Raw genomic sequence first — 23,014 nt, 5'->3', positions numbered from 1 at the left:
ATCCTCCCAAGATGAGCTCGTTTTCTACCGCGCATTCCGGACTTTCGAAGCCCGGGCGTCAAGGCTTCTGGGACCGCCATCCCGCCGAGGTGGCGGCCGACCTGATCGGCTGGTCGGTGTTCTTCCACGGCGTCGGGGGCCGGATCGTCGAGACCGAGGCCTATCACCACGAGGACCCCGCCTCGCACAGCTACTCGGGGCCCACGCCGCGCAACGAGGTGATGTTCGGCCCGCCGGCCCACCTCTACGTCTACCGCTCGTACGGCATCCACTGGTGCATGAACTTCGTCTGCTGGCGCGAGGCGCCCGGCGGGGCCGTGCTGATCCGGGCCATCGAGCCCACCGCGGGCCTCGAGGTCATGGCCGAGCGCCGCGGCCTGATGGACAGCCGCGCGCTCTGCTCCGGCCCCGGCAAGCTCTGCCAGGCTCTGGCCGTCACCCGCGAGCACAACGGCCTGGCCCTGGACCAGCCGCCCTTCGACCTGCGCCCCGGCCCGCGCGCCGGCGTCGTCGCCGGCCCCCGCATCGGCATCACCAAGGCCGCGGACGTCCCCTGGCGGTTCGGCGAGGCGGGGTCGAAGTTCGTCAGCCGGCCGTTTCCGAAGGGTTAGGCGCGGGATCGCGCCCCGCGCGAAATCGCTTGTCGGCGGTCGGGGATCGGCGTGTGTTTCGCGGCGACTGCGGTTGAGCGGCGGGGGAGCCGGTGAAGGCGGGCGTCGTCATCGTCGAGGACGATCCGATCGTCGCGGCCCATGTGGGCCGTGGCGTGGCGGCGCACGACGGGCTGGCGCTGGTCGCCACGGCCGCGACCCTGGCCGAGGCGCGGTCGCTGGCGCATCGGGACGCCGACATCTTCATCCTGGACCTGGGGTTGCCCGACGGCAGCGGGATCGAGCTGATCGAGGAGATCCGCGCGCGCGGCGGACGCCAGCCGAAGATCCTGGTGCTGTCGGTGCTCGGCGACCAGGACACGGTTCTGGCGGCCGTGCTGGCGGGGGCGGACGGCTATCTGCTGAAGGACGTGGACAGCCTGGACATCGGCCAGCAGGCGGCCGACGCGCTGACCGGCGGTGCGCCGCTGTCGCCCAGCATCGCGGCCTATGTGCTGCGCCACCTGCGCCGGCAGGAGGGGCGGGCCAAGCCCGACGAGGCCGAGGCCGTGCTGTCGCCCAGGGAGATCGAGCTGCTGCAACTGCTGGCGCGCGGCTACAGCAACAAGGCGGCGGCGGCCGAGTTCGGCATCTCGCCGCACACCATCGGCGACCACGTGAAGTCGATCTATCGCAAGCTGCGGGTGACCAATCGGGGCGAGGCGATGGTGCAGGCGTTCCGCAGCGGGCTGCTGCACCTGTGACGGCTGCGGGCCGGCCGGCGGGATGGGTCCGCGCGCTGGCCATCATCCTGGGCGCGCAGCTTCTGTTCTGGAGCGTGTACGGCCTGATCGTGCTGGGCCTGCGGGAGGCCGGGGCGCGCGAGGACCAGCGCTTGCCGGCGGCGGCGGCGGCGCTGTCCCCGGAGCCCGGTCGCGCCGGCGCCTTCGTGGCGAACCTCTCCGGGCCGGCGATCCTGCGCATTCCCGGATGGCAGCCGGTGATCGTGTCGCCGGGCGAGGCCGTCCTGCTGTCGCGCGCGCAGGCGGGGGTCGGGGATGGCGGCGGGTTGCTGACCTGCCTCGGCGCCCCGTGCGCGGGCGAGCCGACGCCCTATGCCGGCCCCATCGCGCAGATGCGCAAGGCCGCCGCCGTGGAGCGGCTGCAGCGCTATGACATGGTCTGGCTGGCGGTCGCTCAGGCGATGATCCTGGGCGCGGCGCTGCTGGTCCTGCTGCCGGTCAACCGCAACTCGCGGCTGCAGGTGGCCACCGGGGTGTTCATGATCCTGGTCGGGGCGGACGCCTGGCTCACCACCTTCGGGGCCGACGCCCTGCCCTATGCCGGGTTCCCGCTGCTGCGCTATGGCGTCGAATACCTGATGCTGGCCGCCGCGGCGGTCTCGGTGAACGCCTTCGCCGGCTGGCGCCCACGCGAGGCCTGGGCGGCCGGCGGTTGCTTCGCGGTCGCCTTCGTCGTCCTCGTGACGACCCTCCTGTCGGGCGGCCGCTTCAGCGTGGTGACGGCCTGGCTCGACGCGGCCGCCATGATCCTGCTGACGGGCTATGGCGCTGTGGCCCTGCTGCGGATGGCGCGCAACGCGCCCGGCCCGGCGATCCGGGTGCTGGCGCTGCTGCTGGTGGGCCTGGCCTCGATCGTCTTCGACCTGTTCCTGTTCCCGCCGCCGTCGCGCTTCGTGCTGCAAGCCTCGGTCCTGGCGCCGCCGCTGACCACCTTCGGCATCCTGTTCGAGATCGCGCTGCAGGGCCGGCGCCTGAACCAGGAGGCGGAGGGCGCGCGCAGCGACCTGGAACGCCAGGTGCTGGAGCAGGACGCAAGCCTGCTGCGCTCGTCGCAACTGCTGCGGCACCAGGAGCGGCAGATCGCCGTGGACGCCGAGCGCCAGCGCCTGCTGCGCGACATGCACGATGGGGTGGGCGGGGTGCTGACCCACCTGTTGCTGGACGTGCGCGGCGCGCGTCTGGGCCCGCAGGAGATCGAGCAGGGCCTGCAGGCGGCGGTGGACGACCTGCGCAACATGGCCAGCGCCATCGACACGGGGAACGAGCCCATCGACGAGGCCCTGGCGATGTTCCGCGAGCGGATGGCGGGCCGCCTCGCCCGCGCCGGCATCGCCTTCGACTACCGCTGCGCCCTGCCGGCGCCGGCGCCCAGCCTGGATGCGAGGCGCCTGCTCAGCCTGTACCGGCTGCTGCAGGAGGGCGTCGCCAACAGCCTGCGCCACGCCGCCCCGTCGCGGATCGACCTGACGGCCGAGGCGGCGGGTGGCGGCGCGATCCGCATTCGCCTAGAGGACGACGGGGCGGGGTTCGCGCCGGACGCCGCCGCCGGCTCGCCCGGCGAGGGGCGCGGCCTGGCCAACATGCGCCGCCGCGCGGCCCAGATGGGTGGCGACCTCACGATCGAAAGTGCGCCCGGAAACGGCGCAAAACTGGTCTTGACCATCCCGATCACGGTCTGACGGAACAAAAATTCCGAATTCCGTCAATGCACTAGCCGCACACCCCCCGGAACGCGGGATTGTCGCCCCGGCGCGCCCGACAAACGATGACCGCAGGATCCTCCGACGGGAGCGACGGGCGGCGACAGGCGTCCCGTCCCGCCGAGGGTGGTGTGGGAGTGCAAAGTCTATGAACAAGCTTATCCGTCTTCTTGCCGGCCTCGGCGTTTCCGCGGCCCTGGCCGCGCCGGCCCAGGCGGTCGACTTCACCCTGGCGTCCCACGCGGGCGACGCCTGGACCTATACGCTGGTCTACGACCCCTACGACAACATGGGCTTCACCGAGAGCGGGGTCCACGCGACGATCACCCTGACCGGGCTGTCCGGCGTCACCGCCGTCAGCGGCCCGACCAGCACCGACTTCCCGGCTCAGGCCATCAACGACAAACAACTGGCCTGGACCGGCGAGATCCTGGATGGCGGCTCCACGGTGGTCTTCACCATGCCGCTGGATCGGTCCGGGACCGGCAACTACCCCACCGAGCAGCACGTCTATGGCTTCACCCTGATCGCGCCGGGCGCCGTGGAGGGCCAGGTCGGCCTGGCCACGAACGGCTTCTACTACGGCCTGATTCCCAGCGGCTCGAACGGTGCCGTCGATCCGGCCAACGACCGCGACATCGCCAAGCTGACCGCCGGCCCCGTCGCGGCCCCCGCGCCCGAGCCCACGACCTGGGCCCTGATGATCCTGGGCCTCGGCGCTGCGGGCGCCGCCGTGCGCCGCCGCCGCGCCGCGATGACGGCCTGACCCGCCGACGGCCCCAACCCTTCAACCTGAGAGACGATGAGATGATGAGATTCCTGTTGCCGTTCGCCGCGGCCGCCGGCCTGGCTGGCGCCGCCCACGCAGACACCTTCCACGTGACGTTCGAAGCTCCGGGCGTGACGCAATCCACCGCGGTCTTCAGCCTGAAGGGCGTGGAGACGTTCGACACCGTCAGCCAGGGCGGGGGCCTGAGCTTCACCACCGACTTCGGGTCGGGCGGCATCGTCACCGGGAGCTATTCCAACGTCGATGTGGCGGCCGCCGACCCGTATGGCGGCGCGGGCGGCGCGGGCAATTTCGCCAGCACGTTCAGCGGCTATTCCCTCAGCCTGAGCACGACGGACCCGGCGGGCATCAACTACTTCGGCTTCTGGCTGTCGGCGCTGGACAGCGGCAACACCGTGACCTTCTCGCGGGCCGGGACGGCCCTCTTCACCTTCTCCGCCAGCGACCTCCTGGTGCTGGTGGGGGGCAATTCCGCCTACTTCGGCAACCCCTCCCCGGCCTATGCCGGCCAGAACGGCGCGCAGCCCTACGTCTTCCTGAACTTCTTCGACACGAACGGCGTCTTCGACACGGTCACGTTCTCGGAAACGCTCGCCAACGCCGGCTACGAGTCGGACAACCACACCGTCGGCTTCTACACCGAGGAAAGCGGCACGGCGGTCCCCGAGCCCGCAACCTGGGCGCTGATGATCCTGGGCCTGGGCGCCGTGGGCGGAGCGTTGCGGCGGCGGCCCCTCGCCCTGACCATCGCTCGGTAGCCGGCTGGCGAGGCTTCGGGCCGGGTCCTGCATCCATTCGGGGGGACGCCCTGGCGCCGGGATGAGGCGCTCGGGTCATCCCGCCTGACCATTCCCGGTTCGGCCGCTGCAGCGAAGCGGGCGTCGAGCGCCTGCGGCGCGGCGTCCTGGCGCTGCGTCCGCGCCCGGCCGCGAGGCCGACCACCCGGTCCGGCGTCGGGCCGGCCGTGCGCCGCGCCGCCCTCATGGGCGGCGCGGCGACGCTGCGCAGGGTGAATTCGTCCTGACGCCGCGGCGGCGCCCAAGGACGCCTGCCGACTGTTATCCGGACGTCCCGACACCTCGGTCACGCCAGCCGCGTCGCGGTCTGGCGCGCCTTGCGTGGGGCGCCGGCCCGCGCCTAGAGCTGGGCCAGCATGTAGTCGGCGGCGGAGACCTTGAACTCGCCGCCCTGCTCGACGTTCAGCTCGGTCACCACGCCGTCCTTGACGATCATGGAGTAGCGCTGCGAACGCTTGCCCAGGCCGAACTTGCTGCCATCCATCTCCAGGCCGACCGCCTCGGTGAAGGCGCCGTTGCCGTCGCCCAGCATGACGATGTCCTCGCCCACCGCCTGGTCCTCGGCCCAGGCGCGCATCACGAAGGCGTCGTTCACCGAGATGCAGGCGATCTCGTCGATCCCCTTGGCCTTCAGCTCCGGCCCCAGTTGCTTGAAGCCCGGCAGGTGCTTGGCCGAGCAGGTCGGCGTGAACGCGCCCGGCACCGCGAACAGCGCCACGGTCTTGCCGGCGAAGAAGTCTCCGCTCTGGATCGGCTTGGGACCCTCGGCGGTCGCCTGGGTCAGGGTCACGTTCGGCAGCTTGTCGCCCACTTTGATCGCCATGGGTAAGTCTCCTTGGGTACGGGTTCCGATGCGCAGATAACCGACAACACGGCCACGCGGTAACCTCGATTTCCGACATATGGCGCTCCGCCCCTTGATGTCGCCACGATCCGGCAGAATCTTTGCTGTGATGGAAGGCGCATTCCTCTCGGGCCAGATGCTGATCGCCATGCCGGGCATCGGCGATCCGCGTTTCGAGCGGTCGCTGATCCTGGTCTGCGCGCACGACCACGACCACGCCATGGGGGTCGCCGTGAACCGGCCGGTGGAAGGGCTGACCGTGCCCGACCTGCTGGAGCGCCTGGAGGTCCGCACCACCGCCGAGATGGAGGACGACCTGGTCCTGATGGGCGGTCCGGTGGAGATGGAGCGCGGCTTCGTGCTGCACACCGACGACTACCGCGCCGAGCACAGCGTGAACGTCGCGGACGGCCTGGCGCTCACCACCACGCGCGAGGTGCTGGAGGCGATGGGCCGCCAGGCCCCGAGCCCCCGCCGGGCGGTCCTGGCGCTGGGCTACGCCGGCTGGGGCGCGGGCCAGCTGGAGCGGGAGATCCGCCGGAACGCATGGCTGACGGTTGAGGCCGACGAGGCCCTGGTCTTCGACGCCGACCACGAGACCAAGTGGTCCCGGGCGCTGGGCAAGCTGGGCATCGATCCGAAGTTCCTGAGCGCCGAGGCGGGAGAGGCTTAGCCTCGGGCCTTCACCGGCGCCGCGCCGTCGACATAGCTCTCGTTGAGGTAGACCTCGGCCTCCTGGGCCGAGAGGGCCGGCGCATAGCCGAAGCCCTGGCCGTAGTCGCAGCCCAGGGACAGCAGGTGGCGCGCCATGCCGGCGTTCTCGACGCCTTCGGCCACGACCTCCATGTTCAGGTCCTGGCCCAGCTTCACCACCGAGGAGACGATCTTCGCCGAACCCTCGTTGGTGGCCATGGTGCGCACGAAGTAGCGGTCGATCTTCAGGGTGTCGAACGGCAGGCGCGTCAGGTAGCTGAGCGACGAGAAGCCGGTGCCGAAGTCGTCCAGCGCCAGGGCGGCGCCGGCGGCGCGCAGCGACCGCAGGATCACCGCGGCCTTGTCCGGATCGCGCATGACGTCGCTCTCGGTCACCTCGAGCTTGAGGGCGCCGGGCGGCAGGTCGGTGTCGCGGCGGATCTGCTCGACGTCGGACACCAGGTCCGGCCGCTCCAGCTCGCCGGTGGAGAGGTTCACCGCCACGGTCAGGTCGCCGGCGGCGCGGTGGCGCTTGCGCCAGACCGACAGCTGCCGAGAGGCCTCGCGCATCATCATGGCGCCCAGTTCGGGCATCAGGCCCATCTCGTCGCAGAGCGGCAGGAACTGTTCGGGCATCAGGAGGCCGCGGCGCGGGTGGCGCCAGCGCACCAGCGCCTCGAAGCCGGAGAGCGCGCCGGTCGAGAGGCGCACGATGGGCTGGTAGAACGGGCTGAGCTCGCCGCGGCGCAGGGCGCCCTTCAGGTCGCCTTCCAGGGCCAGGCGCGACAAGCCGTCGGTCTCCAGGCTGCGGCCATAGGCGGCGGCGCCGCCGCGGCCGTTGCTCTTGGCGGACTCGACCGCCAGCTCGGCGCGGCGCAGCAGCTCGGCGGCCTCGGGGGCCTCCTCGCCGCCAGGCGCCTCGACGGCGCCGATAGACAGGGTCGGGTGGATGTCGAAGCCGGCCACCCGCAGCGGCTGCTCCAGGGCGCGGCGCAGGGTCTCGGCGCCGGGCGAGGCGCTGACCGGCGCCAGGGCGGCGAACTCGTCCTCGCCGATCCGGGCCAGCAGGGCGCCGGGCGGGAAGGCGGCGGCCAGGCGCGAGCCGAGGGCGGCCAGCACCAGGTCGGCGCGCTCGTGGCCCAGGGCCTCGTTCAGGCGGCGCAGCCGGTCCAGGTCTGCGACGATCAGCTCGTGCTGGCCCGGCGTCTGCAGGCGCTCGCGGGCCAGGGTGATGAAGCTCTTGCGGTCGCAGAGGCCGGTGAGCTGGTCGAGGCCGGAGGCGGCGAACCGCACCTCCGCGGCCACGACGCCGGCCGCGCGGGCGCCCTCCTCGAGCCAGACGCCGCGCCAGATGCAGGGGCTGCCGCCGCGCATGCGCAGGCGCACGGCCACCTCGCCGCCCGGCTCCTGCTGCCGCAGGATGTCCTCGGCGATGGCGCGGTCCTGCGGCAGGGCCAGGGCGCGGAGGGCGGCGGACGAACAGTCAGGCGCGAGCGGACCCAGACCGAGGGCGCGGGTGGCCCCGGTCAGGCGCAGACGATCCTTCTCCGGCTCCCAGACCCAGAGCGCGACTTCCGCCGCACCCAGGGCCTCGAGAGTGGCCGTCGCGTCCCACATCCAGCGGTCGTTGGCCATTCAGTCCTGAATTCGAGCCCGTGATTGTCAGGCGCCGATCCTAGACCGACACCCCCTCGTCCGGCCCGCCGCGATCCCGGTACGGGGTCACCAAGCCGAACAGGACATGGTCTCGCCAATCGCCGTTAATTTTAAGATAAGCCTGTGCAAATCCCTCTTCCGCGAACCCGGCTTGCTTCAGCAGGCTGCGGGAGGGCGCGTTCTCCGGGATGCACGCCGCTTCCAGGCGATGGAGACCCAGGGTGCGGAAGGCGAACTCGGAGAGCGCACGCACGGCCGCGAGGGTCAGGCCCTGGCGGACGAACGGCCGGCCGCACCAGTAGCCCACCGACCCCATCTGGGCGACGCCGCGCCGGACATTGGACAGCGTTATGCCCCCGGTCAGGGCGTCGTCCGAGGCGCGGAAGATGAAGAACGGATAGGCCAGGCCGATCTCGCGGTCGCGGGCGTAGGCCAGCAGCCTGCGGCGAAAGGCGGCGCGGCTCAGGTCGTCCGCGGGCCAGGTGGGCTCCCAGGGCTGCAGGAAAGCCCGGCTCTGGGCCCGCAGCTCCCGCCACTCCGCGAAGTCCGCGGCGCGCGGCGGACGCAGCCATACCCCCTCGCCTTCCACGCGAAGGCCGCTCTCGGGCGCGATCCAGTCTAGCAGGGCCATGGGCGCCGAGCCTCGCGCAATTCGCCGCGTGGTCAAGGGCGTTGCCACCGAACAAGGCTCGAGCGTCCGCGGCTTCGATTTGTCGCGGAGAAGCTTTGCCTATGGTGACCAAGTCTTAAACGCGGGCCGCAACGGTGGGCTCCTACGCGCACGGGAGCCCCAGACGATGGCGCAGGACCATCGCAACGCAGAGACAGACGGCCGGGTCGCCGCGGACATGGACGCCGCCGATCGCGCCCGCCGGCTGTTCCTCGCCAAGCTCAGCCACGACATCCGCACGCCGCTCAACGGCGTGCTGGGCATGGCGCAGGCCATGGCCGCCGACGAACTCACCGAGGCCCAGCGCGCCCGGCTGGAGACCCTGCGCCGGTCGGGCGAGGCCCTGCTGGTCATCCTGAACGACGTGGTTGGCGTGTCGAACGTCGAGCCGGCCATCGCCGAGGTTTCGCCCCCGGCGGCCTCCTCCGATCGGCCCCTGCGCATCCTGGCCGCCGAGGACAATGCCGTGAACCAGGTGGTGCTGCGCGCCCTGCTGGAACAGGCGGGCATCGAGCCGTTCATCGTCGACGACGGGGCCGCCGCCGTGGACGCCTGGCAGGCCGGCGCCTGGGACGTGATCCTGATGGACGTGCAGATGCCGATCATGGACGGGCCCTCGGCCACCCGCGCGATCCGCGCGGCCGAGCGGACCTCCGGCCGACGCCGCACGCCGATCGTCGCCCTGACCGCCGGCGCCATGGCCCACCAGGTGGCCGAGTACGCGGCCGCGGGCATGGACGGCTTCATCGCCAAGCCGATCCGGGTCGAGGCTCTGTTCTCCGGCCTGGAGGCGGCGCTGGAACTGGCCGAGGCCGGCGTCGCAGCCTAGGCGAACAGGGCCTGTTCGAAACGCTCCGCCGCCGCCAGCGCCGGCTTGGGCCCCAGGATCGCGGTCGCGGCCTTGCCGGGGGTCAGGATCTTCCCCGTCAGGGCGGCGATCTGTTCGGGCGTCACCAGGTCGATCTCGGCAGCCACCGCCTGCGGGTCCAGGGTCTCGCCGAACAGCAGCACCTGCCCGGCCGCCTGCTCGGCCCGCGCCAGGGCCGACTCGCGGCCCATGAACATCGAACCCTTGAGCTGGGCCTTGGCGCGCGACAACTCGCCTAGGCTCACCGGCTGCGTCAGGGCCCTGATCTGGCCCGCCGTCACCTCGGCCAGTTCGCCGGCGTCCTTCGCATCGCAGCCGGCGAAGACGCCCAGGATGCCGGTGTCGGCATAGGTCTCGGAATAGGCGTCGATGGCATAGGCCAGGCCGCGGATCTCGCGCGCTTCCTGGAACAGCCGAGAAGCCATCCCGCCGCCCAGCATCTCCGCCAGGAGGCGCAGGGCGAAATAGTCAGGGTCCTTCACCCCCACCGCCGGCAGCAGGAGCACCAGGTTCGCCTGCTCCAGCCGTTTGGCCACGGTCTTCGTTCCGCCGGTGAAGGCCGCCGCGTCCGCCGGGGCCAGGCTGGCCCCCGCCGCGCCGCCGAAGTCCCGCTCGGCCAGCTTCAGCAGTTCGTCCTCATCCACCGCGCCGGCGGCGCTGACCACCAGGGTCTCCGGCGCATAGAGCGCCGCGCGCCAGGCTCCGAGAGTCTCCGGCGTCGCCGACTTGATCGACTTCACGGTGCCCAGGATCGGCCGGCCCAGCGGCTGGCCGGCGAACGCCGCCTCCTGCGCCAGCTCGAAGACCAGGTCGTCCGGAGTGTCGGCCGCCTCGGCGATCTCCTGGCCCACCACCTGCTTCTCGCGGGCAAGGTCGCCGGCGTCCATCGCGGGCCGCAGCACCAGGTCGGAAATCACCGAGGACCCGAGGTCCAGGCCATCCTTCAGCGCGCGGACCTGGAAGCTGGTCCGCTCGTAGCCGGTGGCGGCGTTGATGTGCCCGCCCTCGGCCTCGATCACCTCGACGATGTCCTTTGCCGAGCGGCCGCCGGCGCCCTTGAACACCATGTGCTCCAGCAGATGCGACCAGCCGGAGTGAGCGGCGTCCTCGAACCGCGCGCCGCGACCGGCCACCACCGAGAGCGCCACCGTCTGCCAGCCGGGCAGCGGGTCGCAGACCACGCGGACGCCGTTCGCCAGCCTGTGGACCCGGGGGCTCAAGTCATCGCTCGGCGAAGGCCCGGACATAGGCCTTGATGGTGTCCGCCTCGCCCGGCAGCCGGTCGAAGCGCTCCTTGCGTCCGGCCAGGCTGGCGACCCCGCGCGGCAGGCCGGGCTCCACGCCAGAGGCCTTGGCCACGTCCTCGGGGAACTTCGCCGGGTGCGCCGTCGACAGCACCACGACCGGCCCGTCCAAGGTCACGTGACGCAGGGCCCCGACCGCCACGGCGGTGTGCGGGTCGATGAGTTCGCCGGTCTCGTTCAGCGTCGACAGGATCGTGCGCATCGCCTCGTCGTCCCCGATCGACACGCCGGTGAAGATCGCCTGCATGGCGCTGAGCGCGCCCGGCGGGATGTCGATCAGGCCGGTCTTGCCGAAGGCCTCGAAGGCCCGCGCCGTCTCGGCCGGTTCGCGCTGCACGCCCTCGAAATAGAGCCGCTCGAAGTTGGAGGCCGACTGGATGTCCATGGCCGGCGACAGCGTCGGCTGGACCGTCCCGCGCGAGTAGCGGCCGGTCGTGAAGGCGCGAGCCAGGATGTCGTTGGCGTTGGTGGCCACCACGATCCGCTTGATCGGCAGGCCCATGCGCAGCGCCACATAGCCCGCGAAGGCGTCGCCGAAGTTGCCGGATGGAACCACGAAGTTCACCTGGCGGTCCGGCGCGCCCAAGGCCGCCGCGGTGGTGAAGTAGTAGACCGCCTGGGCCGCGATGCGGGCGAAGTTGATCGAGTTCACCGCCGCCAGGTCCACCGCCTGGCGCAGGGCCTGGTCCTGGAAGGCGTCCTTCAGGATCGCCTGGCAGTCGTCGAACGTGCCCTTCACCGCCACGCAGGCGATGTTGGGCTCGTCCGCCGTGGTCATGAACCGGCGCTGGACCTCGCTGATCCGGCCCTCGGGGAACATGGCCACCACGCGGACATTCTTCGCGCCGCGGAACGCCTCGACGGCCGCGCCGCCGGTGTCGCCCGAGGTGGCGCACAGGATGGTCTGCTTGCGGCCCTGGGCGCCCAGCAGGTGGTCGTAGAGCCGGGCCAGGATCTGCATGGCCACGTCCTTGAAGGCGAGGCTCGGCCCGTGGAACAGCTCGGCGATGAAGGTCTGCGGCCCGATCTGCACCATCGGGACCACCGCCTTGTGGCTGAAGGTCCCATAGGCCTCCTGGCACATGGCCAGCATGTCGGCGGGGCTGATCTCGTCGCCGGCGAACTTGCCCAGCACCGCGGCGGCCACCTGGGCGTAGGGCATGCCGGCGAAGGCAGCGATCTCGTCGCGGCTGAAAGTCGGCCAGGTCTCGGGCACATAGAGGCCGCCGTCGGGGGCCAGCCCGCCCAGCACCGCATCGGTGAAGCCGACCGAGGCCGCCTGGCCGCGGGTCGAGACGTAGCGCATCTAGGTTTTCCGCCGTCTGAAAAGCATGGCGGCATAGACGCCGAGCAGGGCGGCGGCAAGGCCGTACCAGGTGAGCGCATACTCCAGGTGGCGATTGGGGATGTCGGCGGGGATCGGCGCGGGGACCAGGGCCTTCCACTCGGGATTGGTCGCGGTCTCGGCCATCAGGAACAGCGGCGCGGGGTCGGGCGCCTTCAGCGCGTCGGCCATGGCGGCGACGTCGCGGGTATACCAGCGCTGCGGCGTGTTCGGCGGGGTGAAGCTATTGCCGTGCTCCGGCACGCGCAGGATCCCTATCACCTCGACCGGCGCCACGGCGGCGGCGTCCACCGGCGGGCGGGCCGAGACCGTGTCGATGACGAAGCCCCGGTCCACCAGGATGCTGCGATACTCGAGGCTGGTCGCGCGGCACGCCGAGATCAGCCGCGCGCCGGCCTGCCCCTCGCGCAGCGAATAGAGCTCCAGGTAGGGCGCGGTGGCGATACCGGGGCAGGTCACCTTCACGCGGGTGAAATCGGCGTCGCCGCCCTTCGCCACCCGGTCCAGGACCGGCTCCAGCGGCTGGGCCGGCGCGGTCTGCAGCGCTGCGACCCGGGCCAGGAGGCCCTGCTTCCAGTGCAGCCGCTGCAGCTGCCAGGTCCCAAGGACCAGCAGGATCGCCAGCGCGACGACGGTGGCGACGGTCAGCCCGACGGGGAACCCCCGGCGGCGCTCAGTCGTCATGACGCGCTTCGGAGGCCCGGTTCATGAATTGCGCGGCCAGCATCACGCCCTTGAACGGACGCATCAGCCCCAGCGAGATGATTAGCGTCGCCGGGAGCCAGATGATCAGGTGGACCCAGATCGGCGGATGGACCGTGAATTCGGTGAACACCGCGCCGAAGGCCACGAGGAAACCCGCGATCAGGATGATGAACACCGCCGGCCCGTCGCCGGAATCGGCCTTGGAGAAGTCGGCGCCGCACGCCTCGCACGAGGGCGCCACCTTCAGGAAGCCTTCGAAGAGGTGACCCTCCCCGCAGTTCGGACAGCGGCCCGCGAGCCCCGCCAGCAGCGGATTGGGTTTGCTCATCGGCTCCCTTTAGTGGGCCGGTCCACCGAAGATCACGTAGATGAAGGCGAACAGGAACAGCCACACCACGTCCACGAAGTGCCAGTACCAGGCGGCGGCTTCGAAGCCGAAGTGCTGCTTGGGCGTGAATCCCTTGCCCATCAGGCGGACCAGGCAGACCAGCAGGAAGATGGTGCCGATCAGGACGTGGAAGCCGTGGAAGCCCGTGGCCATGAAGAAGGACGAACCATAGAGGCCCGAGTTCTCCTGGCCTTCGCCGCCGAAGAAGTACTTGTGCTCGAGGATGTGGTGGTACTCGTAGGCCTGGATCGCCGTGAACAGCGCACCCAGGATCACGGTGAGCGTCAGGCCGATCTTGGCGCTCTTGCGGTCGCCGACCTGCAGGGCGTGGTGGGCCCAGGTCACCGTGGTGCCCGAGAGCAGCAGCGTCAGGGTGTTGACCAGCGGCAGCTGGAAGGCCGGCACGGTCTCGACGCCCTTCGGCGGCCAGTGCGCCCAGGCGGTGGCCACTTCCTCGATCGGCGCATGCGTCCGGTTGCCGTGGAACAGGGCCATCTCGAAGAAGATCCAGAACCACGCGACGAAGAACATCACCTCCGAGGCGATGAACAGCACCATGCCGTAGCGCAGCCCGATGGAGACGACGGGGGTGTGGTCGCCCGCGTTGGCTTCCTTGATCACGTCGGCCCACCAGCCGACCATCGTGAACAGCACGCCGGCGAGGCCCGCGAAGAACAGCCACGACGTGTGTTGCGGCAGGCCGAACAGGCCCTTCATCCACGCCACGCCGCCCACGGCCATCACCGTCGCCGCGATCGATCCGACCAGCGGCCACGGGCTCGGATTGACCAGGTGGTAGTCGTGCTTCACGCCAGCGGCCATTGCGGTCCTAACCCCTCAGATATCCCCCGCGCGTGAGCGGACTCGCGCGCAGTCACTTTGCGGGACGCTATAGCCTTGGCGCGAACGGTTCGCCAAGGGGGAAAGGCCGCGTCCCCGGCCTCTTGTGCGCCCTCAGCCGCCCTTGTGCGGACTGGGCGGAGCCGCCTGCGCCGCTTTCGACGTGGTCGGGAAGAAGGTGTAGCTCAGCGTCACCTCGGGCTTGCCCTTGGTGTTGATGTCGTCGGCGTACTTCGGGTCGACGTAATACAGCACCGGCATGTCGACCGTGGCGCCCGCCGCGATCGTCTGGTCCGAGAAGCAGAAGCACTGCAGCTTCTGGAAGTAGGGTCCGGCCTGCTCCGGCACCACGTTGAACAGGGCGCGACCGGTGACCGGCTTGTCCGAGTTGTTGGTCACCTTGAAGAAGGCGATTTTCGTCTCGCCGATCTTCGCCTCCTGCGAGGTCTGCTCCGCCGTGAAGGTCCAGGGCAGGTCGCGGACATTGGCGTCGAAGCGGATGGTCAGGGTCTTGCCCAGCACCTGGTCCGAGGCCGCCGTGGCGCGGCGGGTCGCGCCGTCGAAGCCCGTGACCTGACAGAACATCCGGTAGATCGGCACGGCGGCGAAGGCTGCGCCGGTCATGAAGAAGAACGTGAAGGCGCAGATGACCGCGACCTTGACGTTCCGCTTGCGCTCGATCTCAGAAAGGCCGGTTTGCGACACTGGCTCCCATCCTCACGACAGTGACCACATAGACCAGGATCACGAAGGCCACGAGGCCTAGCGCGATGGCGATGTTGCGGCCCCTGCGGGCCCTCGCGGCCGCGTCGTCCTCGCGGTTGGGATCGCTCATCGGAACAGCTCCAGCGGGGTCGCGCCCATCAGGTGCTCGGCGAGCAGGGTCGCGAACAGCAGCGCCAGGTACAGGATCGAGAAGGCGAACAGGTTGCGGGCGTCCCGCGCCCCCGCCCGCACGTCGTAGAGGCCGTCGTCGTTGCGCGGATCAGCCGCCTCGCCCGCCAGGCTGCGGTAGAGCCGCCAGGCCAGCAGCAGGAACACCAGCCCGCCCAGGCCGGAGACGGCCAGGTAGCCCGCGCCGCCCAGGCCGGTGAAGGCCGGGGCGATGCATACCGGGATCAGCAGCAGGCTGTAGACCAGGATCTGCAGGCGGGTGGAGGCCGCGCCCTTGACCACCGGCATCATCGGCACGCCGGCCTTGGCGTAGTCTTCGGACGTGTACAGCGACAGCGCCCAGAAGTGCGGCGGGGTCCACATGAAGATGATGGCGCACAGGAGCCAGGCGTTCAGCGGAGCCGTGCCCGTGGCCGCGGCCCAGCCGATCACCGGCGGCAGGGCGCCGGCCAGGCCGCCGATGACGATGTTCTGCGCCGTCCAGCGCTTCAGCCACATGGTGTAGACCACGGCGTAGAAGGCGATGGTGAAGGCCAGCAGGCCCGCGGCGAGCCAGTTCAGCGCCATCCCCATCAGCATGACGGAGAACAGCGACAGCACGACGCCCAGCGCCAGGGCGTCCGCGCCCTGGACCCTGCCCGAGGGCACCGGCCGGCCGCGCGTGCGGCGCATCTTCGCGTCGATGTCGGCGTCGTACCACATGTTGAGCGAGGCCGACGCGCCCGCGCCCACGGCGATGCAGAGCACCGCCACCGCCGCCAGGATCGGATTGATCCGGTCCGGCGCGCAGATCAGGCCGGTGAGCGCGGTGAAGATCACCAGCGACATGACGCGCGGTTTCAGGAGCTGCAGGAAGTCCTGCCAGCGGGCGGCCGCGCGGGGAGTGGTGTGGGCCGTAGCCATGGCCATGCGATCTTACTCTCAGAATGTCGGAAGGGCGCGCCCCGTGTCCGGAACGCGCCCCCGAAAGTCGTCCCGAAGGGGGCCTTCGGTCCCTAGTGGACGTCGGGCTTCACCACCGGCAGCTCGTTGAACTGGTGGAACGGCGGCGGCGAGGAGAGCGTCCATTCCAGCGTGGTCGCGCCTTCGCCCCAGGGATTGGCCTCGGCCTTGCGGCGACGGATCGCAGCCTCGGCCAGGATGATCAGGAACAGGAGGACGCCGACCGCGGTGATCTCGTAGCCGTACGTCGAGATCTTGTTCCAGTAGGCGAAGCCCTCCGGATAGTCGACATAACGACGCGGCATGCCCTGGAGGCCCAGGAAGTGCTGCGGGAAGAAGATCAGGTTCACGCCGACGAAGGTGATCCAGAAGTGCAGGGCGCCGAGGAACTCGTTGTACTTCACGCCCCACATCTTCTCGAACCAGTAGTAGAAGCCCGCGAAGATCGCGAACACGGCGCCGAGCGACAGCACGTAGTGGAAGTGGGCGACCACGTAGTAGGTGTCGTGCAGGCTGTAGTCGATGCCGGCGTTGGCCAGGACCACGCCCGTGACGCCGCCCACCGTGAACAGGAAGATGAAGCCGATCGCCCAGAGCATGGGTGTCTTGAAGTCGATGGAGCCGCCCCACATCGTGGCGATCCACGAGAACACCTTCACGCCCGTCGGCACCGCGATGACCATCGTCGCGGCCACGAAGTAGGCGCGCAGCTCGATGCCCATGCCGACCGTGTACATGTGGTGGGCCCACACGACGAAGCCGATGAAGCCGATGGCCACCATGGCGTAGGCCATCGCGAGGTAGCCGAAGACCGGCTTGCGCGAGAAGGTGGCCACGATGTGCGAGATCATGCCGAAGCCGGGCAGGATCAGGATGTACACTTCCGGGTGCCCGAAGAACCAGAACAGGTGCTGGAACATCACCGGGTCGCCGCCGCCGGCGGCGTCGAAGAAGTGGGTGTGGAAGTTGCGGTCCGTCAGCAGCATGGTGATCGCGCCGGCCAGCACGGGCAGCGAGAGCAGCAGCAGGAACACGGTCACCAGCACCGACCAGACGAACAGCGGCATACGGTGCAGGGTCATGCCCGGCGCGCGCATGTTGAAGATCGTGGTGATGAAGTTGATCGAACCCAGGATCGAGCTGGCGCCGGCCAAGTGGACCGAGAGGATCGCCAAGTCCATCGACGGCCCCGTATGGCCCGAGGTCGACAGCGGCGGATAGAGCGTCCAGCCGCCACCGAAGCCCTTGCCCGGGCCGCCGTCGACGAACATCGAGCACAGCAGCAGCACCCAGGCCGCCACGAGCAGCCAGAAGGAGATGTTGTTCATCCGCGGGAACGCCATGTCCGGCGCGCCGATCATCAGCGGCACGAACCAGTTCCCGAACCCGCCGATCATCGCCGGCATGACCATGAAGAAGATCATGATCAGGGCGTGGGCGGTGACCACGGCGTTGTAGCCGTGCTTCGAGGCCTCGATCATCCCGAGGCTGTCGAGCAGGCTGCCCTTGGTGAAGACCTGGATGCCCGGCTCCATGAGCTCCCAGCGGATGAGGCCGGACAGGGCGCCGCCCACGATCCCCGCCATGATGGCGAAGATGATGTAGAGCGTGCCGATGTCCTTGTGGTTCGTGGAGAAGAACCAGCGGGTGAAGAAGCCCGGGACGTGTTCGCCCTCATGGCTGTGGCCGTACCCGTGGGCCTTGTCGTGATCGTGAGCGGCTTCAGCCATCTTACGCGGTCCTGAGCTTATTTCGCGGCCGGCGCCGAAGGCGCGGGCGTGGTGGCGGCGGCGGGAGCCTTGGGCTCCGGCGTCGCGGGAGGCGGGGCGGCGGGATTGACCTGCGCGGTCGCGGCGGCCGGCTGGCCCGACGCGGCGGCGTCAGCGGCGGCCGGCGCGGCGGGGGCCGCGGGCGCGGCGCCCGGCTTGGAGCCGCCCTTGCCGGCGACCCAGGCGTCGAACTCGGCCTGGGTCACGACCCGGACCTCGATCGGCATGAACGCGTGGTCCACGCCGCACAGTTCGCGGCAGTTGCCGTAGTAGGTGCCGAGGCGGTCGGCCTTGAACCAGGTCTCGTTCAGGCGGCCGGGGACCGCGTCGGTGATGATCCCGAAGGACGGCACGGCGAAGGCGTGGATCACGTCGGCGCCGGTCACTTGGACCCGCACCACCTTGTTGATCGGCACCACCAGCGGCTCGGTCACGGCCAGCTTGTAGGGCTCGCCCTTGGCCTTGGCCTGGTCTTCCGGAAGGACGTTGGAGATGAACTCGCCGATCTTCTGGTCGGGGTATTCGTAACCCCAGTACCACTGATAGCCCGTCGCCTTGATGGTCAGGTCGGGCTTCGGCATGTCGTTGTAGGCGAACAGCAGCCGGAACGAGAAGATCGAGATGCCGACCAGGATCAGCACCGGGATCAGCGTCCAGGCCACCTCGATCGCGGTGTTGTGGCTGAACTTCGCCGGAACCGGATTGGCCCGCTTGTTGTAGCGGACGATCACCCAGATCAGCAGCGCCGCCACGAACAGCGTGATGATCGTGATGATCGGCAGCAGGATCACGTTGTGGAACCAGATGGCGTGCTCGCGCAGCGGCGTCACACCCGGCTGGAGGTCGATCGCGCCGTCGGTCGGCTGGCCGTACTTGTCGGCGGCCATCGCCGCCGCGCCCCAGAACGCCGTCGCCGCGCCCGCGAGGGCCCCCGCCGCCCGCGTCCGCAATCCGTGAAAGCTCGACTTCATGTCCCCTCGGTCTCTCTGGCCGGCGACGCCCCGCGAGACGGGCGGGAAACCTCCGACGACTTCGGAACGGGACGCGCGGACGCGGCATACGCGACGCCCGACCGGCCCCTTCGCGGCGGTCCATACGCGCATCCCCGAAGCTTGCCAAGGCGTTGGGAGCCCTTACAGGGCGGGTGCGCGCGACACCCCGTTATCCGAAGGCGGTTTTGATGCACCTGAGCCCCGAAGACGAGGCCGCGATCCGCAGGGAGTTCGCCCGCCTGGCCAACATGACGCAGGCCGAGCTGCGCGCCTGGCTGGACACCCCGCAAAGTCGGAAGGTCGGCATGGTGCGCAGGGGCGAGGCCGAATCGGTCGGCCGCCAGTCGGCGAGCAGGATCCTGGCGATCCGCGACACGGCCGTCGCCGACCTGACCGACGCCGACTACCGCCACATGAAGAAGGTCATCGGCTACTGCCGCCGTCATCTGGCCCAGCGTCCCCAGGCCCACAGGACCGGGGGCGACGTCAGCGACACCCGCTGGCGCTGGAGCCTGATGAACTGGGGGCACGATCCGCTGAAGCGCTGACACGTCGCGGGTGACGCCCGCCCTTCGCATGCCTATCTTTGGCCGATGAACGCTCCCGTCCCCGCTCCCTCGATCCTCGACTCCGCCGGCGTCGATCCGAACCGCGCCCGTGAAATCCTCGGCGACGCCCTCGCCGGCGCCGACGACGGCGAGCTGTTCGTCGAGCGCTCCGAGAGCGAATCGTTCCTGTTCGACGACGGCCGGCTGAAGTCGGCGGCCTATGACGCCACCGAGGGCTTCGGCCTGCGGGTCGTGGCGGGCGAGACCGCCGGCTACGCCCACGCCTCCGAGATCTCGGAAGCGGCGATCCGTCGCGCCGCCGACTCGGCGCGTTTGGCCAAGCGCGGGTACGCCGGAACGGCGGCCGAGGCGCCGCGAGCCACCAACGCCAAGCTTTACGGCGAGGAGAACCCGCTCTCCTCCCCCGACTTCTCCGACAAGGTCGCCCTGCTGCAGGAGATCGACGCCTGGGCCCGCGCCCGCGACCCGCGCATCGTCCAGGTGATGGCCTCCATCGCCGGCGAGCGCCGCATCGTGGAGATCCTGCGCGCCGACGGCCGACTGATCCGCGACGTCCGCCCGCTCAGCCGGATCAACGTCCAGGTCACCGTCGAGCGGGATGGCAAGCGCGAGAACGGCTACACCGGGGCCGGCGGCCGCGCCGGGTTCGAGGCCTGGATCACCCCCGACAAGTGGCAGGCCCAGGTGGACGAGGCGCTGCGCCAGGCGCTCGTCAACCTCGACGCCGTCCCCTGCCCCGCCGGCGAAATGGACGTGGTGCTGGGGCCTGGCTGGAACGGCGTGCTGCTGCACGAGGCGGTCGGCCACGGCCTGGAGGGCGACTTCAACCGCAAGGGCACCTCGGCCTTCTCGGGCCGCATCGGCGAGCGGGTGGCCGCCCCCGGCGTCACGGTATTCGACGACGGCACGATCCTGGGCCGGCGCGGCTCGCTGACCGTCGACGACGAGGGCACGCCCACCGAGCGCACCGTCCTGATCGAGGACGGCATCCTGGTCGGCTATATGCACGACCGGATGAGCGCGCGGCTGATGGGCATGGCGCCCACCGGCAACGCGCGGCGCCAGTCCTACGCCCACATGCCCATGCCGCGGATGACCAATACCGCCATGCTCGGGGGCGACTGTTCGCAGGCCGAGATGATCGCCTCGACCAAGCGCGGCCTCTATTGCGCCAACTTCGGCGGCGGCCAGGTGGACATCACCAACGGCAAGTTCGTCTTCCAATGCACCGAGGCCTACCTGATCGAAGACGGCAAGATCACCGTGCCGGTGAAAGGCGCCACCCTGATCGGGGACGGTCCTTCGGCCCTGACCCGGGTGACCATGATCGGCGACGACTTCGACTTCGACCCCGGCGTCGGCGTCTGCGGCAAGTCCGGCCAGAGCGTGCCGGTGGGCGTCGGCCAGCCCTCGCTGAAGATCACCGGCCTCACCGTCGGCGGCACGGCGGTCTAGCAGCGATTGCTCCTCCCCCGTCCCAAAGAGGACGGGGGAGGTGTCAGCGAAGCTGACGGAGGGGGCGCGAGGCCGGAAGCTCGGCATTTGCCGCCTGACGCCCCCTCCGTCTCGTCGCCGGTGGCGCCGATCCACCTCCCCCGCTTCGCAGGGGAGGAGCTGAGCGCGCAAATCCTGTCCCCGATTTAATCCACCTTACGGCCATTTAACTCGCTCCTCGCCGCAGCTCCGGGCCAGTTCTGCCCGCGAGTACCGGGGAGTGACTTCATGCTGATCGCCAACGTCCTGGCCCAGGCGGCCGCCGCCGCGTCGCCGCCCGCCGCCGTCGCGCCGCCGCAACAGGGGGTGATCAGCTACCCCACCGGCTTCTTCGCCGGCCAGCAGGTCGCCAACGCCTACGAGATGCTGGCCCGCATCCCCGGCTTCACGCTCGACACCGGCGACACGGTGCGCGGTTTCGAAGGCGCCGCGGGCAACGTGGTGGTCGACGGCCAGCGCCCCGCCAGCAAGACCGACGGCCTCGACCAGATCCTGACCCGCATCCCGATCGGCCAGATCGAGCGCATCGACGTCATCCGCGGCGGCGCCCCCGGGATCGACATGCAGGGCAAGACGGTGATCGCTAACGTGATCCGCAAGGGCGGGAGCGGATACCGCGGGCTCTTCGCCGTCGCCAACAACCACCTCTGGGACGGGCGCAACATGCACGGCATGCGCCTCGAGCTGTCCGGCGGCGACGGGACCCGCACCTGGGAGGCCCTGGCCCGCTACGGCTACGGCAACGACGACGGCGGACAGTTCGGCCCGCGGGTCCGCTTCAAGCCGGACGGCACGATCCTCCGCGAGGGGCGCCACCAGTCGGAGCAGGACGGCCTGCAGCAGATCCTCTCGGGGGCCTATTCCCAGCCGCTGGCGGGCGGCCGGATCTCGCTGAACGCGCGCCTGTTCTGGGATAGCTGGAAGACCGAGGAGACCACCACCTACACCACGCCGGTCGATCGCAGGCCCGACAACGACGTCAATCCCTACGACCAGTTCCAGACCGAACTGGGCGCGCGCTTCAACCGCGACTTCGGGGCCAGGACCAAGCTGGAGCTGATGGCGCTGCGGACCGACGAGGACTACCACACCTTCGATCTCTTCCGCGCCGGCAGCGGTGACAGCAGCGAGTTCCGCAGCCGGCGCGACGTGAGCGAGACCATCGGCCGGGGCGTTCTGAAGCACCAATGGTCGCCCCGGTTGTCGTTCGAGGCGGGCGTCGAAGGCGCCGTCAACAAGCTGGACAGCCACTCCGAGGCTTTCGAGAACGCCGTCGCCCAGACCATTCCCGCCGCCGACGTGACGGTGGAGGAGACCCGCGGGGAAGCCTTCGGCAAGGCGATCTGGCGGCCCGCCGCCGCCTGGACCGTCGACGCGAGCGTGCGCTTCGAGGCCTCCAAGATCTCGTCCGACGGCGACGTGCTGCTGGAGAAGAAGCTGCAGTTCCTGAAGCCGCGGGTGGCGGTGAGCTGGGACGCCCGCCCCGACACCCAGATCCGCGCGCGGGTCGAACGCGTGGTCGGCCAGCTCGACTTCGACGACTTCGTGGCGGGTTCCGACTTCGCGTCGGGCACCGGCGTCAGCGCCGGCAACCCCGACCTCAACCCCGAACAGGCCTGGGTGGCCGAGGCGGCCGTCGAGCAGCGGTTCTGGAAGAGCGGGGCTGTCACCCTCACCTTCCGCCATTCCGAGCTGAAGGACGTCATCGACCGCGGGCCGGTGTTCCTGCCCGGCGGCCAGGTCTTCGACCAGCCCACCAACATCGGCGACGGGACCAAGGACGAACTGATCGCGACCTTCAACCTGCCCGGCGACCGCTTCGGCTGGAAAGGCGCCCTGCTGCGCGGCGAGCTGAACAAGCGCTGGTCAAAGGTCACCGACCCGACCACGCTCACCGGCCGGCCGATCTCCAAGCTGCGGCCGCTGGAATGGGAGGTCCACTTCAGCCAGGACCTGCCGCAATACGGCCTGGCCGCCGGATGGGACCTCTATTCCGGCTGGTCCCAGACCTCGTACCGCTACAACTACATCTCCGACGTGAAGCTCCATAACGCCTACTTCAACACCTGGGTGGAGAAGCGCCTGCAGCCGCAGACGGTGTTGCGCGTCGAGGTCCAGAACTGGAGCGAGCGCGGCATCCGCATCGCCACCCGGCAGTACGACGGCCCGCGCAGCACCGCTCAGCTCGACTTCACCGACGACCGCGACCTGACGCCGGGGCGCGCGATCTACTTCCGGATCCGGCACACGTTCGGCGGGTGAGGCGCAGGCATCTGATCAGCGGCAAGATTTCCGCGATTTAATCCACCTTACGGCCATTTAACTCGCGTCGAAGCACGACCACGGGCCAGTTCTCCGGCC

General features: G+C 70.1%; 23 protein-coding genes. 10 read left to right on the top strand and 13 right to left on the bottom strand.

What is annotated here, in order from left to right:
* Positions 1–11 precede the first annotated feature (11 nt).
* The 5 genes from EPO51_RS09285 to EPO51_RS09265 all read left to right on the top strand — a co-directional run bounded on the left by EPO51_RS09285 (position 12) and on the right by EPO51_RS09265 (position 4,641).
* Positions 12–611, top strand: coding sequence for a DNA-3-methyladenine glycosylase (locus EPO51_RS09285; RefSeq protein ID WP_293349148.1), 600 nt, complete (start codon positions 12–14; stop codon positions 609–611).
* A gap of 92 nt (positions 612–703) precedes the next feature.
* Positions 704–1,354: a response regulator gene (locus EPO51_RS09280; protein ID WP_293349146.1), complete on the top strand. Its 651-nt coding sequence runs from the start codon at positions 704–706 to the stop codon at positions 1,352–1,354.
* Positions 1,351–3,072, top strand: coding sequence for a sensor histidine kinase (locus tag EPO51_RS09275; protein WP_293349144.1), 1,722 nt, complete (start codon positions 1,351–1,353; stop codon positions 3,070–3,072). The genes EPO51_RS09280 and EPO51_RS09275 overlap by 4 nt, the downstream gene beginning before the upstream one ends.
* Before the next feature lie 169 nt (positions 3,073–3,241).
* Complete coding sequence (locus EPO51_RS09270; RefSeq protein WP_293349142.1) at positions 3,242–3,859, top strand: PEPxxWA-CTERM sorting domain-containing protein; 618 nt, start codon at positions 3,242–3,244, stop codon at positions 3,857–3,859.
* A 41-nt stretch (positions 3,860–3,900) separates the two neighbouring features.
* A complete protein-coding gene (locus EPO51_RS09265) occupies positions 3,901–4,641 on the top strand; it encodes an Npun_F0296 family exosortase-dependent surface protein (protein ID WP_293349140.1) in 741 nt (246 codons plus the stop codon).
* A 379-nt stretch (positions 4,642–5,020) separates the two neighbouring features.
* Here EPO51_RS09265 and EPO51_RS09260 read toward each other — a convergent pair whose 3' ends face one another.
* On the bottom strand, positions 5,021–5,503 hold the full coding sequence (locus EPO51_RS09260; protein ID WP_293349138.1) for a peroxiredoxin: 483 nt from the start codon (positions 5,501–5,503) through the stop codon (positions 5,021–5,023).
* 130 nt (positions 5,504–5,633) lie between these two features.
* Between EPO51_RS09260 and EPO51_RS09255 the strand changes: the two genes are divergently transcribed.
* A complete protein-coding gene (locus EPO51_RS09255) occupies positions 5,634–6,197 on the top strand; it encodes a YqgE/AlgH family protein (RefSeq protein WP_293349135.1) in 564 nt (187 codons plus the stop codon).
* On the opposite strand, the gene EPO51_RS09250 is transcribed toward EPO51_RS09255, so the two are convergent.
* Together EPO51_RS09250 and EPO51_RS09245 are read right to left on the bottom strand one after the other, a co-directional pair.
* Positions 6,194–7,852: a putative bifunctional diguanylate cyclase/phosphodiesterase gene (locus EPO51_RS09250; protein WP_293349133.1), complete on the bottom strand. Its 1,659-nt coding sequence runs from the start codon at positions 7,850–7,852 to the stop codon at positions 6,194–6,196. The genes EPO51_RS09255 and EPO51_RS09250 overlap by 4 nt on opposite strands.
* A 40-nt stretch (positions 7,853–7,892) precedes the next feature.
* The gene (locus tag EPO51_RS09245; RefSeq protein ID WP_293349131.1) at positions 7,893–8,504 is read right to left on the bottom strand and encodes a GNAT family N-acetyltransferase; all 612 of its coding nucleotides are present in this window, start codon (positions 8,502–8,504) and stop codon (positions 7,893–7,895) included.
* Between the two features lie 166 nt (positions 8,505–8,670).
* Between EPO51_RS09245 and EPO51_RS09240 the strand changes: the two genes are divergently transcribed.
* Positions 8,671–9,372 carry a response regulator gene (locus EPO51_RS09240; RefSeq protein ID WP_293349129.1) on the top strand — a complete coding sequence of 234 codons (702 nt, stop codon included), beginning with the start codon at positions 8,671–8,673 and terminating at the stop codon, positions 9,370–9,372.
* Here EPO51_RS09240 and EPO51_RS09235 read toward each other — a convergent pair.
* The 10 genes from EPO51_RS09235 to coxB all read right to left on the bottom strand — a co-directional run bounded on the left by EPO51_RS09235 (position 9,369) and on the right by coxB (position 18,569).
* Entirely contained in the window at positions 9,369–10,631 is a 1,263-nt protein-coding gene (locus EPO51_RS09235; RefSeq protein WP_465246600.1) for a M16 family metallopeptidase, read from the bottom strand. The genes EPO51_RS09240 and EPO51_RS09235 overlap by 4 nt on opposite strands.
* Position 10,632: 1 nt before the next feature.
* Positions 10,633–12,021, bottom strand: a complete 1,389-nt coding sequence (gene thrC, locus EPO51_RS09230; protein ID WP_293349125.1) for a threonine synthase — start codon at positions 12,019–12,021, stop codon at positions 10,633–10,635.
* Positions 12,022–12,744, bottom strand: coding sequence for an SURF1 family protein (locus EPO51_RS09225; RefSeq protein ID WP_293349122.1), 723 nt, complete (start codon positions 12,742–12,744; stop codon positions 12,022–12,024). It abuts the gene before it with no gap.
* A complete protein-coding gene (locus EPO51_RS09220; RefSeq protein ID WP_293349120.1) occupies positions 12,734–13,093 on the bottom strand; it encodes a DUF983 domain-containing protein in 360 nt (119 codons plus the stop codon). The genes EPO51_RS09225 and EPO51_RS09220 overlap by 11 nt, the downstream gene beginning before the upstream one ends.
* A gap of 9 nt (positions 13,094–13,102) precedes the next feature.
* Entirely contained in the window at positions 13,103–13,975 is an 873-nt protein-coding gene (locus tag EPO51_RS09215) for a cytochrome c oxidase subunit 3 (RefSeq protein ID WP_293349118.1), read from the bottom strand.
* Between the two features lie 132 nt (positions 13,976–14,107).
* Complete coding sequence (locus EPO51_RS09210; protein WP_293349116.1) at positions 14,108–14,698, bottom strand: cytochrome c oxidase assembly protein; 591 nt, start codon at positions 14,696–14,698, stop codon at positions 14,108–14,110.
* A complete protein-coding gene (locus tag EPO51_RS09205; protein WP_293349114.1) occupies positions 14,676–14,828 on the bottom strand; it encodes a hypothetical protein in 153 nt (50 codons plus the stop codon). Before EPO51_RS09205 ends, EPO51_RS09210 begins: the two co-directional genes overlap by 23 nt.
* Positions 14,825–15,796 (bottom strand): heme o synthase, encoded by a 972-nt coding sequence (gene cyoE / locus EPO51_RS09200; RefSeq protein ID WP_293349112.1) that lies wholly within the window; start codon positions 15,794–15,796, stop codon positions 14,825–14,827. The genes EPO51_RS09205 and cyoE overlap by 4 nt, the downstream gene beginning before the upstream one ends.
* 86 nt (positions 15,797–15,882) lie before the next feature.
* On the bottom strand, positions 15,883–17,559 hold the full coding sequence (gene ctaD, locus EPO51_RS09195; RefSeq protein ID WP_293349109.1) for a cytochrome c oxidase subunit I: 1,677 nt from the start codon (positions 17,557–17,559) through the stop codon (positions 15,883–15,885).
* A gap of 17 nt (positions 17,560–17,576) precedes the next feature.
* The gene (gene coxB / locus EPO51_RS09190; protein WP_293349106.1) at positions 17,577–18,569 is read right to left on the bottom strand and encodes a cytochrome c oxidase subunit II; all 993 of its coding nucleotides are present in this window, start codon (positions 18,567–18,569) and stop codon (positions 17,577–17,579) included.
* A 209-nt stretch (positions 18,570–18,778) separates the two neighbouring features.
* Here coxB and EPO51_RS09185 point away from each other — a divergent pair, with 209 nt between their 5' ends.
* The 3 genes from EPO51_RS09185 to EPO51_RS09175 all read left to right on the top strand — a co-directional run bounded on the left by EPO51_RS09185 (position 18,779) and on the right by EPO51_RS09175 (position 22,915).
* Positions 18,779–19,138, top strand: a complete 360-nt coding sequence (locus EPO51_RS09185; RefSeq protein ID WP_293349103.1) for a DUF3140 domain-containing protein — start codon at positions 18,779–18,781, stop codon at positions 19,136–19,138.
* Positions 19,139–19,183: 45 nt separating this feature from the next.
* Positions 19,184–20,614, top strand: coding sequence for a metalloprotease TldD (gene tldD, locus EPO51_RS09180; protein ID WP_293349100.1), 1,431 nt, complete (start codon positions 19,184–19,186; stop codon positions 20,612–20,614).
* A 267-nt stretch (positions 20,615–20,881) separates the two neighbouring features.
* A complete protein-coding gene (locus EPO51_RS09175) occupies positions 20,882–22,915 on the top strand; it encodes a TonB-dependent receptor plug domain-containing protein (protein WP_293349097.1) in 2,034 nt (677 codons plus the stop codon).
* Positions 22,916–23,014 lie beyond the last annotated feature (99 nt).

Origin of the sequence: Phenylobacterium sp. (assembly GCF_004297125.1) — a bacterium.
In the GTDB taxonomy this organism is placed as follows: Bacteria; Pseudomonadota; Alphaproteobacteria; order Caulobacterales; family Caulobacteraceae; genus Phenylobacterium.
The sequence above is the reverse complement of the archived record's forward strand: the minus strand, read 5'-3'. Positions and strand labels throughout refer to the sequence as shown.